Genomic DNA, 14,951 nt, shown 5'->3' with positions numbered 1-14,951 from the left:
ACAGGCTTTTTTGTGTGCCCAGAGGGATTCGAACCCCCATCAGCAGAACCGGAATCTGCAATTCTATCCATTGAACTATGGGCACCTTTTCCTGAGGGAATTAATATTTCTTTTTTAATGGATATTTAAACATTAAACCTGAAGTGCATAATGTCGCCATCTTGCACAATGTAGGTTTTCCCTTCTACACCTAACTTTCCTGCTTCCTTACAAGCAGCTTCAGATCCAAGGGTGATAAAATCATCATATTTAATAACTTCTGCTCGGATAAAGCCCTTCTCAAAGTCGGAGTGGATTACTCCAGCAGCCTGCGGTGCAGTAAATCCTTGAGTGATAGTCCACGCTCTAACTTCTTGAACACCAGCAGTAAAATAGGTTGCTAAATTCAAAAGTTTGTAGGCTGCACGGATTAATTGTGTTACACCTGATTCTGAAAGTCCTAAATCCTCTAAAAACATTTGACGCTCTTCAAAGCTCTCTAAAGAGGCAATTTCAGCTTCTATCTGTGCTGAAATCACTAAAACTTCTGCGTTTTCTTCCTTAACTGCCGCCCTTACTAAATCAACATATTTATTTCCGTTTACAACAGATTTTTCATCCACGTTACAAACATACATCACTGGCTTTTCAGTCAATAAGTTTAAATCAGCTATAAACTCTTTATCTTCTTCACTAATTGGGGCGGTTCTTACAGATTTTCCGGTCTCTAAATGAGTTTTTACAATATTGCAAACTTCATAAGTCCTTTTGGCATCTTTATCATTACCAGTTTTAGCCATTTTTTCAACCTTTTGGATTCTTTTTATAATACCATCCAGGTCTTTCAACTGTAATTCAGTATCGATAATCTCCTTATCACGGATAGGGTCAACAGAACCATCTACGTGGATAACATTATCATCATCAAAACAACGTAAAACATGAATAATAGCATTGGTAGCTTTAATGTTTCCAAGAAATTGATTGCCTAGTCCTTCTCCTTTACTAGCTCCTTTCACTAAGCCTGCAATATCAACAATCTCAATTGTATTTGGTTGTACTTTTACTGGTTTTACAAGTTCTGCGAGTTTAGTTAAGCGCGGATCAGGTACGGTAATTACACCAATATTTGGCTCAATAGTACAAAATGGGAAATTTGCTGCCTGTGCTTTCGCATTCGATAAACAATTAAAAAGTGTTGATTTTCCAACATTGGGTAAGCCAACTATACCGCACTGTAATGCCATATGAATGAATCGTAATTTGAATAAATATATAAATCAATAGATCAGACAATATCTTATGGATTTTGCCTCTTTTCTCTATTTGGCGCAAAGATAGAAATTATGTTCTGAGTTTTTCTTTCAGATTATAAAGCATTTGATATTCCTCTTATTAAAGGCTTTGATATTCGTTATTGGGGATAGGATAAGCAAAAATAAACCCCCGAATCAAATGATTGAAGCGGGGGGCTATCGAAATTAGTGCTTAAATTGAGTATTAAATCTCAAATGAGAAATCATCATCAGCTTTTGATTGCTCATTATAATTCTCTGAATATTCGTATCGTTTTTCAACAACCTCCTGATTAGCCTTGATATAATCGATCGTTTCTTTTAAACCTTCAGCAAATTTTTCAAAATCTTCTTTGTAAAGAAAAATCTTGTGTTTTATAAAAACACCATCTTCCAAACGTTTTTTACTTTCAGTTACGGTTACATAATAATCGTTAGAACGTGTAGCTTTAACATCAAAAAAGTAGGTGCGCTTCCCGGCTCTTACCTTCTTCGAAAAAACCTCTTCTCTTTCTTTGTTGTCGAAATCTCCCATTGATTTATTTTTTTCTTGGGGTAAATATAATAGATATTCGGAAAGTTACAAATTGATTTTTTTTCTGCACTAAGAATATTTTATATTCAAAAATTTTTAATAGCTATTTGCAATTAAACTTTCCTTGTTTAATGATGCTATGTGCCTGTTTATTAGGGAATTTGCTCTTCTAATAATTGCTTTTCATATAAATCGAAATAGCTTCCTTTTAAGTCAATCAGAGCCTCATGTGTGCCTTGTTCAATTATTTTGCCTTCATCCATCACTAAAATATGGTCGGCATTTTTAATACTTGATACCCGATGTGCAATTAAAATACTGGTCTTATTCTTCATTATCCGACCTAAATTATTCAAAATTTGTTCTTCTGTGCTTGTGTCAATTGCAGATAAGCAATCATCAAAAATAAGTATCTGCGGTTCCTTGATAATAGCTCTAGCAATTGAAAGCCGTTGTTTTTGTCCGCCCGACAGACTAATCCCACGCTCCCCAATCATCGTCTGAAAGTCTTTTTCAAATCCTATAATATTGTCGTAAAGCGCTGCATCTTTTGCTGCTTGCTCAACCTGACTTTGCTCGGCAACTGATAAACCAAATGCAATATTATTGTAAATGCTATCTGAGAATAGAAAAACTTCCTGAGGTACAAATCCAATTTGATTCCGAAAATGTGTTAAATCTAAATCTCTAATCTCTTGATTATCAATTAATATTTCACCTTGATCAGCATCGTACATGCGCATCAATAAATTCGCAATAGTTGATTTCCCAGATCCTGTACGGCCTATTATGGCTAAAAACTGTCCCTTTTCTACCTTAAATGATATATTTTTAATCGCCTCAATGCCAGTATCTGGGTATTTAAAACTCACATCTTTAAACTCTATCTTTCCAGTTAATTTTATTTCTTTGTTATTAACAGAAGTGATTTCAGGTTCAGTTTTTAAAAATTCATTAATCCTTTTTTGAGATGCCGAAGCTCTTTGAATAAGTGATGTTACCCATCCCAAAGAGGTTACAGGAAAGGTTAACTGACTCACATAAACAATAAACTCTGCGATATTACCTGACGAGATGGTGCCCTTCATTACCTCAATTCCGCCAATATAAACAGTCGCAATAGTGCTTAATCCTACTAATAAAAGCATAATTGGATAAAATAATGCTTGTACTTGTACCAGACTCATCGAATGTGTTTTATAGTCCTCACTTTCTTGATTAAACTTTTCACGGATATCATCCTCTCGCACATACGATTTAACCACTCTAATGCCTGAAAAGCTTTCTTGAACAAAACTCGACATGGAAGAAAGTTGCTCTTGAATTTTTTCGCTTCTTTGATTTATGATGGTATGTACATAATAAATGGTCACCGCCAAGAGTGGTAAAGGCAATAATGAAAATAAAGTAAGTCGCGCATTAACATTAAACATTGCCACAATTATCAAAATAAATAATACAGCAGTGTTGATGGTGTACATAATTGCAGGGCCTATGTACATTCTAACTCTACTTACATCTTCGGTAACCCGATTCATTAAGTCGCCAGTATTATTCCGGCGATAAAATGCCATCGAAAGCTTTTGATAATGTTCATAAATCTCATTTTTGAGGTCGTATTCAATATGCCTCGACATAAGAATAATGGTTTGCCTCATAAAAAAGAGGAAAATTCCTCTGAGTAAAGCTAGTGCCAGTACTGTTAGACCGAAAAACAATAAACTCTGCCCAAAAATCACAGCGATCATTTCTTGTTTTTCAAAGCCATTATAGAGTTTATAAATGGCAATATTTTCGTTTACGAGATCAAAAGCAATGCGAATTACTTGTGCTGGTAGTACTGCAAAGAGATTAGAAATAATTACAAATAGAATCCCTGGTATAAATCGCCATCGATATTTATAGAAAAACTTATTGAGGTAGGCTAATTCTTTCATGCTGCAGCTATCCCACAAAAATATGAATTTATGTCTTAGCTATCAGATTAAATGCTTTGTCTTTCTTGTATTTTTCTTTCTTTATCAGTGATTTTTCCAATTATTGCGAAGGGTTTAGTGTAAATCCTTAAAAATGAATTTGTTAATTAGGATGTATTAGGCTTGTTTTCAATTATCAATCTTTCCGATTAATCTTTAGAAATAAACTTGATTTTATTTAAAATTTATTGAATTAGCCCATTGTTTTGGGTCATAGTTTGGAAATTTTACTACTTTTGTCGGGTAAAGAGCTCCAATTAACATGACATTATCCCAATTTGATGAACATTCAGTTTTTAGTCAGCTTGATGCTTTCAGCCATCAAAAATTAGTTTATTGTAGTGATCCTGGTACGGGATTGAAGGCAATTATTGCTATTCATGACACTACATTAGGCCCTGCCTTAGGTGGAACGCGTATGCAGCCATACAAATCTGAAACGGAGGCATTGCATGATGTTTTGCGTTTATCGCGAAGCATGACTTATAAAGCTGCCATCACTGGATTAAATTTAGGGGGAGGTAAGGCTGTAATTATTGGAGATAGTCGTTTACACAAGTCGGAAGCACTTATGCGCCGTTTCGGACGCTTTATTGAAAACTTAAATGGTTCATTTATTACCGCCGAAGATGTAGGTACTAATCCTCGTGACATGGAATATATTCGTATGGAAACGAAACATGTTACTGGAATTCCTGAGTCTATTGGTGGGAGCGGCGATCCATCTCCTGTGACTGCTAAAGGTGTTTTTATGGGTATAAAAGCCTGTTTGAAAGAACAATTTGGTAATGATAGTTTAGCAGGTAAATCAATTGCTGTTCAAGGGACTGGCCAGGTGGGTGAAAACCTGATTGCTTTACTTAGAAATGAAAATGCTAAAGTTTATATCAGTGACATTAATGAAGAGCGTTTAGCACAGGTAGCTCAAAAATATGGAGCAACTGCCGTCTCTAATAATAGTATTTTTGATCTTGATATCGATGTTTATTCTCCCTGTGCTCTTGGAGCAACAGTAAATACAGAGACCATCAATCGCTTGAAATGTTCAATTATTGCAGGTTCTGCTAATAATCAGCTAGCAGATGAGGTGATACACGGAAATATGTTATTGGAGAAGGGGATTATGTATGCGCCGGATTATTTGATAAATGCGGGCGGACTAATCAACTGTTATTCTGAAATTGCAGGGTTTAACAAGAAAAAAACCCTTCAAATTACAGAGAATATTTACGACGCAACAAGAAAAGTAATACAAAAATCAAAACTTGAAAATATTCCAACTTATGAAGCAGCAAATAAAATTGCTGAAAAAAGAATTGAGGATATTAGAAAAATAAAAGCTTCCTATTAATTTTAATAGGATTTATTAAACACAAAATCGTTCTTATACATGTTAAACAGAAGGCATCTGAGGGTTAAAGCGTTGCAGGTATTATATTCATATCAGCAATCGCAGGTTAAGGAAATATTACCCTATGAAAAGGCTTTACTACAAAGTGTTGATAAGGTTTATGAAATGTATATCTGGCTTCTATCTTTATTGATTGAAGTGGCTGATTACAGCATAATTGATGCTGAAGAGCGTGCAAATAAGTTTTTGCCTTCAGAAGAAGATTTGAATGCAAGTGTAAAGATTCAAAACAATTTATTTATTGCTTCTCTGAAGCAAAATCCTGAATACCTTGCCGCAGTAAAAAAGTATAAAATTTCTTGGGATTTTGATCCTGAAGTACGAAAATCAATCTTTATTACTTTAAAAGCTTCTGAAGAGTATAAAACATTCCTAGGACTTACAGATCATACCATTCAAAAGGATAAGGATATCATTAAGTTTATTTTTAAGAAATTGATTCTTAAATCTCCAGGGATTGAGCAAATTTTTGAAGAAAAATTTATAAACTGGTCGGTTGATAAAGATGTGCTTCAAGCTTTGGTAGCTAAAACTTTCAAGAATTTTTCGAGTGTAAACCCTGAGGAGAACAAACTCGCTGAAATATGCCCTAATTGGGATGAGGATAAATCTTTTTTAATTGAATTATTGAAAAAAGTAATTTCCTTTGAGACCGAATATCAGGAATTAATTGCACAGAAAACTAAAAACTGGGACTCAGAACGAATTGCTTTAATGGATACTCTGCTCATGCGAATGGCGATTACTGAGTTAATCCATTTTTCTACTATCCCTATCAAGGTAACTATGAACGAGTATATTGAGATTTCAAAAGAATTTAGTACTCCTAAAAGCAATTCATTTATAAACGGTATTTTAGATAAAATTTTAGCAGATTTGAAGTCGGCCGGCAAACTTAGAAAAACCGGTAAAGGCTTATTATAACAGTAATAATATATGAAAAAAATCTTATATTTCCTAGTTTTATCGTCTTTTTTGGCGGCATGTAACAATCAAACAGCAACAGATACAGAGTCTGTAAATCAAAATGAAACAAGCACTGTTGATACAGTAGCTAATACCAATGTACCTGCATTTCAATTTGAAAAAGAGGTTTATGATTTTGGTGAAATTAAAGAAGGGGAGAAGGTTAGCTACGATTTTAAATTTAAAAATATTGGTAATGCTCCGCTTATCATTAGTAGTGCAACGGCTACTTGTGGTTGTACCATACCAGAATATCCTAAAGAGCCATTAGCGCCAGGTGCTGAAGGTGTAATTAGAGTAATTTTCAATAGCACAGGTAAGCCAGGAATGCAAAATAAGGTAGTTAGTATTACTGCAAATACTAATCCTACACTTACAGAATTAAATATATTAGGTAATGTATTACCTAAGGAATGATAACCTAAAATAAAATAGAATATGAATATGGATCAAATCGGGCAGTTTTTACCTATGCTGCTAATTATCGTGGTGTTTTACTTTTTTATGATTCGCCCACAAATGAAGAAGGCAAAAGATCATAAAAAGTTTGTTGAAGAGTTAAAAAAGGGTGATAAAGTGATTACTTTATCAGGAATACATGGTAAAATTGTTGATTTGAATGATACTACTTTTTTAATTGAGGTAGAGAGTGGGACTAAAATTCGTTTTGATAAATCTGCGGTATCTTTAGAGGCATCTAAAGCTCTAAATCAGACAACAGTCAAGTAATCAAGAAATTAAATTAAATGATCGCCGCTTCTTTTGAAGCGGCGTTTTTATTTTAGCTAAATTTGAACAGGATTTAAGATATGCCATTTGTAAAATTTAGTCCAATTGAACGTCGCCGAATTTCTTTGTTCTTCGTCTGCTTAGCATTTGCGGTAGGGGCATGGATGTTCTTTGCACTCTCTAATAGCTATGTTTATCAAGTTCAAACATTAGTTCGTTTTGTAAATATTCCTGAAAATAAGGCATTTACCTCATTACAGTCTGATACTGTGAATCTTCAAGTTGAAGGTACTGGATGGCAGTTACTGTTTTCTAAATTGAGAATTAAGCCCCAATCGGTTGATGTAAATCTAGGAATACTAAAAAAACAATCTTTTATAGATCTTTCAGACCAATTATCAGGTATAAATCGGAAGTTTCAATCCAATCAAAAAGTTATCGGAATTTATCCCGATACGCTATATTTCGATTTTTCTTCTCGAGTCTTTAAAAAAATCCCAATACGGGTTAATACTGATATTCGTTTTCAAAGTCATTATGGCATTTCAGATAAAATTAAAGTATCGCCAGCCTTTGTAACAGTCTCGGGGCCGCAAAATGAGCTCGATAAGCTCGAATATTGGTCTACCGATACTCTTGAATTGAAAAATATCAACAGTAATATAAATACTAAAATCTTACTTCAGAATCCATTGAAAGCTAATATTAGTATTTATCCTCGAGTAGTTGATATTGAAATTTTTGTCGATGAATTTACTGAAAAGCTTGTTGAGGTACCGGTCAAGCTAATTAATAATAATGAATTTAGGAATGTGAAATTGCTTCCAGATAAAGTAAAAATTACTGTTTTGACCGCATTAGGCAATTATAATGAGGTTGAGCGAGGTAGTTTTGAAGTCACTGCCGACATAGATAAATGGAAGTTAAAGGGCTATAAACAATTGCCTGTGATAATTAGTAAATTCCCTGACTATTGTGAATTAGTGAAAATTGAACCGCAAAATTTAGATTTTATTATTCAAATTGATGATTAAAGTAGGAATTACAGGCGGAATTGGTAGTGGTAAAACAACCGTTTGCAGGGTTTTTGAATTATTGGGAATTCCAGTTTTTTATGCAGATAATGTTGCAAAAACAATTATGCAGACTGATTCTCAATTGAAAAATAAAATCCTTAATACATTCGGGCCAGAATCTTATTCGATTGATGGACAGCTAAATAGGCCATATATTTCATCCATCGTTTTTAAAGATCAATCGCAGCTAAATAAATTAAATGCTTTGGTTCATCCTGCTGTTTTTAGGGCTTTCGACAGATGGATTGCAGAACAAAAAGAAGTACCCTACATTCTTAAAGAGGCTGCTCTTTTGTATGAAAGTGAATCCTATAAAATGTGCGATCTATCAATTCTGGTAATTTCTCCGGAATCTACCCGAATTAGTCGCATTAAAGCAAGAGATCATATCAGTGAAGAGGAAATTATGTTGAGGATGAAACGCCAGTTTAGCGATGAGCAAAAGATGAAATTGGCAAATCATATTCTTATAAATGATGAAAATCGCTTGTTAATACCTCAAATTTTAGATCTTCATCAACAATTTCTTAAAATTAGTCGCAATTATGATTATTGAAGATTTTCTAATTCTTAATGAAATTGGCTTGTTTTGCCGAATTGGTAATTTTTACCTTGATCCGAAGATTCCTGTTAATCAGGCAATTATATCCCATGCTCATGGCGATCATGCCGTTAGAGCTAATGAAAATGTTTATTGTACAGCAGCCACTGCTGCGATCATGCAACATCGTTATCAAAAACAGGCAGCTAAAAATTTTTATATCCATACCTGGAATGAAACATTTGATTTAAATGGTGTAAAAATCAGTTTTATTCCTGCCGGTCATATTTTAGGTTCGGCACAAATATTAATGGAATATGACGGTGTAAGGTATTTATATACAGGCGATTATAAGTTGCAATATGATCTAACTTGTGAGCCAATTGAATTTGTTAAAGCAGATGTTTTAATTACTGAAACCACTTTTGCTGATCCTTCTATTCAGCATCCAGATGCTATTGAGGAGATTAAAAAGTTTAGTGAAATGAATCATAATATCTTGCTAGGTGCATACTCACTTGGTAAAGCTCAAAGGCTTACACGACTTATTACAGATCATTGTCCACAACGCAGTACATACGTTCACCACTCCATTTTTAGCATCAATAAAGTCTATGAATCTTTCGGATTTAATGTGGGAAAATATGAGCTATACAATAGGAAGTCAATGAAGCAGCCTGATCAAAATTTAGTATATATTGTACCTCCGCTAGCCTTTAATAGCTATATCAGAGCAAAAAATGTTGTTAGAGCTTTTGCCTCAGGCTGGATGCGCCTTCAAAGAAATAATGATCTACAAATCCTGATTTCCGACCATGTAGATTGGAACGATATTATAAATATGTTAAAGGAAGTTGAGCCCAAACAGGTTTGGACCCTCCATGGTGATGGATCTTTTTTAAAAGAGCATTTTAAAGATAAATTATTAGTAAAATTGTTAAACTATGCTCATTGAAAACATTGATTATTACCTAGATGAAGATGGGAATCTGGTGTTCACAGAAGCCTACCATTTAAAAAGAGGTTCCTGCTGCAAAAATAAATGTAAGCACTGTCCCTGGAAATATGGGCAAGCCATAAAACCTAATTTAAATATTAAATAAATTTCTTAGTAATTATAATTATATCTTTGTAAGAAAATTGTTCTTTATTAAATCGGTTTTAAAAACTAAATAATATGGAAATAGGTAAAGAAATTAACAGTAATAAGTTTGATAACAATCACCAAAAGTCGATTGTTAATTTGATTTATACCTATGGCTGGATAACAAATTTATTAAGACAACAACTTAATAGGTATGATATAACTCTTCAGCAATACAATGTGCTGCGTATTTTGCGTGGCCAGCGTCCTAATCCAGCTACCATTAATTTAATAAAAGAGCGCATGCTGGATAAAATGTCTGATGCTTCGAGAATTGTTGATCGTTTAGTTCAAAAAGAATTGGTTGACCGTACAATAAATAATAATGATCGGCGCGCTGTTGATATATTGATTACCACTAAGGGTCTTAATATACTTTCAAAATTAGACGGTGAATTATTATTTGATCAGATTCTAAATGAAGATTTTAATAATGCAGATGCTGGTATTTTGAGTGATTTATTAGATAAAATGAGGTATTAATTGATAAAAATTTAAAGATCTACTTATCCTATTTAGTGCAAGAAAAATCCCATTAATGCGATTCCAATTCCAAGCAGGACAGCAATTATTTTTTTCAAATTGAATTTATGATCTACACTAGATTCGAAGAGAATAGTAGTTGAAATATGTAGGAAAATACCGATTACCACAGCCATGATTTGATCAAAATAGACTTCAATATTCCCAATAGATCCTTGTCCTATTTCAAAGCTCAGCCAATAGCCCAAAGGGCTCATTAGCGCAAATAATATTAGTAATCCTGATATCTTTCCTTTGCTTAATTTATTTTCCAACAGAACGCTTCCTAATGCGAATGCTGCAGGTATATGGTGTAAAGCTATTCCATAAACAAGTTCTTGATGTTGCCCTTGTGCTAAAGGCATTCCCTCAAGAAATGCGTGTAAACATAAACTTATCATAATCCCAAATGGGAAAACTACATGTTGGTGACTATGTTTATGGATATGACCATGTTCAATCCCTTCCGAAAATTGTTCCATGAAAATTTGAAGGAGAAAACCTCCAAGTATAAATAAGCCAATTTGAGGATTATTTGAGGAATACACATCAGGCATTAAGTGCAATACTGTAATGGCAAATAGATATGCTCCACTAAATGATAAAACTAACTTTAATCTATTGGTATTGTCTTTTTTAAACAGAAATATTGCGAGTCCACCCAACGTAGAACTGCTAAAAAGTAAAATCAGTTCCCAGATTTCCATGTTTTAAACGATTTGTTTGATAATAAAATTTTACTCATCCCTAGTCCAATACTACTTCCAAGAAGTCTTCCTGTTAAGATGTCGATTGGGTAATGTACTCCTACATAAATTTGTGCGAAACTAATGGATGCTGCCCAAAGTATTCCGATAGGTAGAATAATCTTCCATTTATGATAAAACATCATGATTAAAAATACGGCTATAGCAAAATGATTTGTGGCATGCGAAGATGGAAAACTATATCCAGTACCGCAATCAACTAAATTATTCACCTTAATTTTAATTTCTGTTTCATTGCATGGTCTTAACCTCTGAACACTTGGTTTTATAACTGAAGAGGATAAAAAATCACTTATTCCGAAGGTCATTGCCAAAAACAAAATCATTATAAAACCTTGTTTACCATAATTTTTTATTGAAAATACGATGATAAAAAGGTAAAGTAGGACCCAAGTATAGCGGTCTCTTAGAATTGGCATTAACCAATCAAAAAAGCCATTGCTGAGGCCGTGATTTATGGCAAAGAATAAATCTCGGTCAAATTGAACTAGTTGATCAATCATTGTTTTTTTGGCAAATAAATATTAGTCGGTCAGATTTTACTTCATCGAATGGATTTAATGAATAATCGCCGAAATGATTTAAAATTTTAAATCCGCTTTGGTTAAACATTGACTCAAAATCTTTCTTGCTGAAGGCTTTTACCTCCTCTTTGAATGAAAATTCTTTGTTTTTATGCTCAAATGAGATGCTTTTTATAATTTTTTCGTTTTCAACCTTCTTGCTGATATGAAAATCAATTCCATCAACATGCTTAACTTCTTGATGCGTTAAATGGCGCATAATTTTTTCACTATTGAAATAATCGAGCACTAAAATGCCAGATTTTTTAAGCGATTTATTAAATGCACTAAGTGCCTTCAAGTGATCTTTTTCGGTTTCGAAATATCCAAAACTGGTAAAAAGGTTGTATGCGATATCGAAATAATTGATGTAAAAGGCATTTCTCATATCATGAACGAGAAACTGAAGGCTCTCATTTTCAAACTGTTGGGCAAATTTTATATTAGAATTTGATAAATCTATGCCTGTAACATCATAACCTTTTTTATTAAGATAGACAGAGTGCCTACCACGACCACAAGCTATATCGAGCAATTTGGCTTCCGGCTGAGGTTTTAAAAAAGCACATAGGTTATCTATAAAAAATTCAGCTTCTTCATCATTCCTTTGATGATATAGAATGTGGTAATAAGGTGAACTAAACCAGTTTTGAAACCATTTTTTGGGCATATGAAGCTTGCAGAATTAGAATGCAAATATATACATTTACCTTTTTACAATATTGTATTCAATGGATTTGTTATTTTTGAATCTTTAAATTGACAAAGTGGCTTTAATCAAATCAATCTCAGGAATCAGGGGTACAATAGGTGGTCAAGCAGGTAATGGCTTAACACCTCCCGATATTATTAAATTTACAGCAGCCTACGGTCAGTGGGTTATTGCTAATACGGGTAAGAAAAAAATTGTAGTTGGCAGAGATGCTAGAATTTCAGGCGAAATGGTCCGAAATTTAGTCGTAGGAACACTTCAAAGTATTGGGATAGATGTTGTTGATCTCGGACTTTCAACTACGCCAACAGTTGAGCTAGCTGTGCCTGATGAACATGCAGGTGGAGGTATTATTTTAACTGCCAGCCATAATCCTAAGCAGTGGAATGCCTTGAAGCTTCTCAATGAAAAGGGTGAGTTCATTTCTGATTCTGAGGGTCAATGGGTTCTAGCACAAGCAGAAAAGACTGATTTGGAGTATTCTGAGGTAAATGATTTAGGTTCAGTTGTTTATGATGATACTTATTTACAAAAGCATATTGATAAGGTATTGGCATTGCCTCTTGTTGATGTGGATGCTATCCGTAAAGCTAATTTTAAGGTAGTTATTGATTGTGTTAATTCTTCCGGTGGGATATTTATTCCGGCTCTTCTAAAAGCTTTAGGAGTAGATACGGTACATGAATTGTATTGTGAACCCAATGGCGAATTTCCGCATAATCCGGAGCCATTACCTGAAAACTTGGTTGATTTATCACGTGAAGTACTTGCCAAAAAGGCTGATATAGGTATTGCCGTTGATCCAGATGTAGATCGTTTATGTTTTGTATGTGAGGATGGATCTATGTTCGGTGAAGAGTACACGCTTGTTGCTGTTGCTGATTATGTGTTAAGCCATACTCCAGGAAACACGGTGTCTAACCTATCATCTACTCGCGCCTTAAGAGATGTAACCGAAGCAGCTTCTTGCACCTACACAGCATCAGCTGTAGGGGAGGTTAACGTTGTAAATGCCATGAAAGAAACCAATGCTATTATTGGTGGTGAAGGTAATGGTGGCGTTATTTATCCTGAATCGCATTATGGACGCGATGCCTTGGTTGGAATTGCCTTGTTTTTAACTCATTTAGCTAAAAAAGGGCAGACTGTTTCTGTATTAAGAGCCTCTTATCCAGCATATTTTATCTCAAAAAATAAAATAACATTAACCCCCGAAATGGATATCGATGCCTTATTGGCTGAAGTTGAAAAACGTTATCAAAATCAACCGCATAGCACTATTGATGGATTGAAAATTGAATTTGATAAGCAATGGGTTCATTTGAGAAGATCAAATACAGAGCCAATCATCAGAATTTATTCGGAAGCAAGCTCAGAGACAATGGCCGAAAATTTAGCTCAAAAAATTATATCAGATATTAAAGAAATATTGAGTCTGACGGAATAGTCATAAAAATAATATCACTAATTTTGCGATAAATATCCTTCATACCTGCATTCGTTTTAACCAATGGCATTTGCAGGTTATTATTCTACATTAAAAAATAAAAATGCGCGTATATCTAGATAATGCAGCAACAACACCGCTTGATAAAGAAGTTTTAAAATCAATGTATGAAGTGATGGAAAGCCAATATGGTAATCCATCTTCTATCCATGCACATGGTAGAGAGGTTCGGACTTTAATAGAAAAATCTCGTAAAACTGTTGCATCACTATTGCAAGCATCTCCATCAGAGTTTTTCTTTACTTCAGGTGGAACAGAAGCAGATAATATGGCTATTCGTTGTGGGATTATTGATCACGGCATAAAACATGCTATTACTTCTTCAATTGAACATCATGCAGTTCTTCATACCCTTCAGGCTCTTGAGAAAAGTGGTGAAATTAAGCTTAGTTATGTAAACATAGATTCAAAAGGCTGTGTTGATTATAAGCATTTGGAAGAATTATTGAGCACTAATGATCGAAGTTTTGTCTCTTTGATGCATGCCAATAATGAAATAGGAACTCTTACTGATTTAGAAGTGGTTGGCGATTTATGCGAACAATACAATGCTATTTTTCATTGCGATACGGTTCAAACCATGGGTCATTATCCGCATGATTTAAGTAAGTTAAAAGTTCATTTTCTGGTTTGTGCAGCACATAAACTTCACGGACCAAAAGGTGTTGGTTTTTTATATATTAACCATGCCGTAAAGATTAATCCTTTGATTTTTGGAGGCTCACAAGAAAGAAATATGAGGGGTGGGACTGAAAATGTGTATGGTATTATTGGTTTAGCTAAGGCATTAGAAATGGCTTATAATGAAATGGCAGCTCACCAAGCACATATCCAAAACTTGAAAACTTATATGAAGGAACAGTTAATTCAATATGTTCCTGGAATAGAATTTAATGGAGAAACTGAACCTGAAAAAAGTCTTTATACGGTATTGAATGTTTCATTCCCAGAAATGGAAATGGCAGAGATGTTACTTTTTAGCCTTGATATTGCCGGAATATCGGCATCTGGGGGGAGTGCATGTAGCTCCGGGACAAATATTGGTTCTCATGTTTTAAATGGAATACAAGCAATTCCTAATAGGCCTGCAGTACGATTCTCATTCAGTAAATTTAATACTAAGGAAGAAATTGACTATGTTATCGAAAAGGTGAAAGAATTATGTCATGTTTCTTAAAAACGATAATAATTAGATAATCTCTATCGATTCTTCTTGTTAATGTCCTAG

17 protein-coding genes and 1 tRNA gene are annotated in these 14,951 nt (G+C 34.1%); 11 read left to right on the top strand and 7 right to left on the bottom strand.

The genetic code is table 11. The features are described 5' to 3' along the window. Window positions 1–13 precede the first annotated feature (13 nt). The 4 genes from QZ136_RS07100 to QZ136_RS07085 all read right to left on the bottom strand — a co-directional run bounded on the left by QZ136_RS07100 (window position 14) and on the right by QZ136_RS07085 (window position 3,746). Window positions 14–85 (bottom strand) — tRNA-Arg (locus QZ136_RS07100). Window positions 86–125: 40 nt separating this feature from the next. Then, window positions 126–1,226 (bottom strand): redox-regulated ATPase YchF, encoded by a 1,101-nt coding sequence (gene ychF, locus QZ136_RS07095; RefSeq protein ID WP_291401873.1) that lies wholly within the window; start codon window positions 1,224–1,226, stop codon window positions 126–128. Between the two features lie 253 nt (window positions 1,227–1,479). Further along, window positions 1,480–1,809, bottom strand: a complete 330-nt coding sequence (locus QZ136_RS07090; protein ID WP_291401871.1) for a DUF3276 family protein — start codon at window positions 1,807–1,809, stop codon at window positions 1,480–1,482. 152 nt (window positions 1,810–1,961) lie between these two features. After that, window positions 1,962–3,746, bottom strand: coding sequence for an ABC transporter ATP-binding protein (locus QZ136_RS07085; protein ID WP_291401869.1), 1,785 nt, complete (start codon window positions 3,744–3,746; stop codon window positions 1,962–1,964). A 301-nt stretch (window positions 3,747–4,047) separates the two neighbouring features. Here QZ136_RS07085 and QZ136_RS07080 point away from each other — a divergent pair, with 301 nt between their 5' ends. The 9 genes from QZ136_RS07080 to QZ136_RS07040 all read left to right on the top strand — a co-directional run bounded on the left by QZ136_RS07080 (window position 4,048) and on the right by QZ136_RS07040 (window position 10,135). Continuing rightward, window positions 4,048–5,136, top strand: coding sequence for a Glu/Leu/Phe/Val dehydrogenase (locus QZ136_RS07080; protein ID WP_291401867.1), 1,089 nt, complete (start codon window positions 4,048–4,050; stop codon window positions 5,134–5,136). Between the two features lie 39 nt (window positions 5,137–5,175). Beyond that, entirely contained in the window at window positions 5,176–6,120 is a 945-nt protein-coding gene (gene nusB, locus QZ136_RS07075; RefSeq protein ID WP_291401866.1) for a transcription antitermination factor NusB, read from the top strand. 12 nt (window positions 6,121–6,132) lie between these two features. Next, complete coding sequence (locus QZ136_RS07070) at window positions 6,133–6,579, top strand: DUF1573 domain-containing protein (RefSeq protein ID WP_291401863.1); 447 nt, start codon at window positions 6,133–6,135, stop codon at window positions 6,577–6,579. 21 nt (window positions 6,580–6,600) lie between these two features. After that, window positions 6,601–6,891: a preprotein translocase subunit YajC gene (gene yajC / locus QZ136_RS07065; RefSeq protein ID WP_291401861.1), complete on the top strand. Its 291-nt coding sequence runs from the start codon at window positions 6,601–6,603 to the stop codon at window positions 6,889–6,891. Window positions 6,892–6,971: 80 nt separating this feature from the next. Further along, a complete protein-coding gene (locus QZ136_RS07060) occupies window positions 6,972–7,925 on the top strand; it encodes a YbbR-like domain-containing protein (RefSeq protein WP_291401859.1) in 954 nt (317 codons plus the stop codon). Next, complete coding sequence (gene coaE, locus QZ136_RS07055; protein ID WP_291401857.1) at window positions 7,918–8,523, top strand: dephospho-CoA kinase; 606 nt, start codon at window positions 7,918–7,920, stop codon at window positions 8,521–8,523. The genes QZ136_RS07060 and coaE overlap by 8 nt, the downstream gene beginning before the upstream one ends. After that, on the top strand, window positions 8,513–9,463 hold the full coding sequence (locus tag QZ136_RS07050; protein ID WP_291401855.1) for an MBL fold metallo-hydrolase: 951 nt from the start codon (window positions 8,513–8,515) through the stop codon (window positions 9,461–9,463). The genes coaE and QZ136_RS07050 overlap by 11 nt, the downstream gene beginning before the upstream one ends. Beyond that, entirely contained in the window at window positions 9,453–9,611 is a 159-nt protein-coding gene (locus QZ136_RS07045) for a DUF5522 domain-containing protein (RefSeq protein ID WP_291401853.1), read from the top strand. Before QZ136_RS07050 ends, QZ136_RS07045 begins: the two co-directional genes overlap by 11 nt. Before the next feature lie 74 nt (window positions 9,612–9,685). Continuing rightward, on the top strand, window positions 9,686–10,135 hold the full coding sequence (locus tag QZ136_RS07040) for a MarR family transcriptional regulator (RefSeq protein ID WP_291401851.1): 450 nt from the start codon (window positions 9,686–9,688) through the stop codon (window positions 10,133–10,135). A 32-nt stretch (window positions 10,136–10,167) separates the two neighbouring features. On the opposite strand, the gene QZ136_RS07035 is transcribed toward QZ136_RS07040, so the two are convergent. The 3 genes from QZ136_RS07035 to QZ136_RS07025 are packed head-to-tail and all read right to left on the bottom strand — an operon-like array spanning window position 10,168 to window position 12,174. After that, window positions 10,168–10,881 carry a ZIP family metal transporter gene (locus QZ136_RS07035; RefSeq protein ID WP_291401849.1) on the bottom strand — a complete coding sequence of 238 codons (714 nt, stop codon included), beginning with the start codon at window positions 10,879–10,881 and terminating at the stop codon, window positions 10,168–10,170. After that, a complete protein-coding gene (locus QZ136_RS07030; RefSeq protein ID WP_291401847.1) occupies window positions 10,863–11,444 on the bottom strand; it encodes a phosphatase PAP2 family protein in 582 nt (193 codons plus the stop codon). The genes QZ136_RS07035 and QZ136_RS07030 overlap by 19 nt, the downstream gene beginning before the upstream one ends. After that, window positions 11,437–12,174, bottom strand: a complete 738-nt coding sequence (locus QZ136_RS07025) for a class I SAM-dependent methyltransferase (RefSeq protein WP_291401845.1) — start codon at window positions 12,172–12,174, stop codon at window positions 11,437–11,439. The genes QZ136_RS07030 and QZ136_RS07025 overlap by 8 nt, the downstream gene beginning before the upstream one ends. Before the next feature lie 97 nt (window positions 12,175–12,271). Here QZ136_RS07025 and glmM point away from each other — a divergent pair, with 97 nt between their 5' ends. Both glmM and QZ136_RS07015 read left to right on the top strand, forming a co-directional pair. Then, entirely contained in the window at window positions 12,272–13,663 is a 1,392-nt protein-coding gene (glmM, locus tag QZ136_RS07020) for a phosphoglucosamine mutase (RefSeq protein WP_291401843.1), read from the top strand. 103 nt (window positions 13,664–13,766) lie between these two features. After that, on the top strand, window positions 13,767–14,900 hold the full coding sequence (locus tag QZ136_RS07015; protein WP_291401841.1) for a cysteine desulfurase family protein: 1,134 nt from the start codon (window positions 13,767–13,769) through the stop codon (window positions 14,898–14,900). Window positions 14,901–14,951 lie beyond the last annotated feature (51 nt).

It is taken from the genome of Daejeonella sp. (assembly GCF_017495225.1).
In the GTDB taxonomy this organism is placed as follows: Bacteria; Bacteroidota; Bacteroidia; order Sphingobacteriales; family Sphingobacteriaceae; genus Daejeonella.
This window is presented reverse-complemented; position numbering and strand designations above follow the sequence as displayed.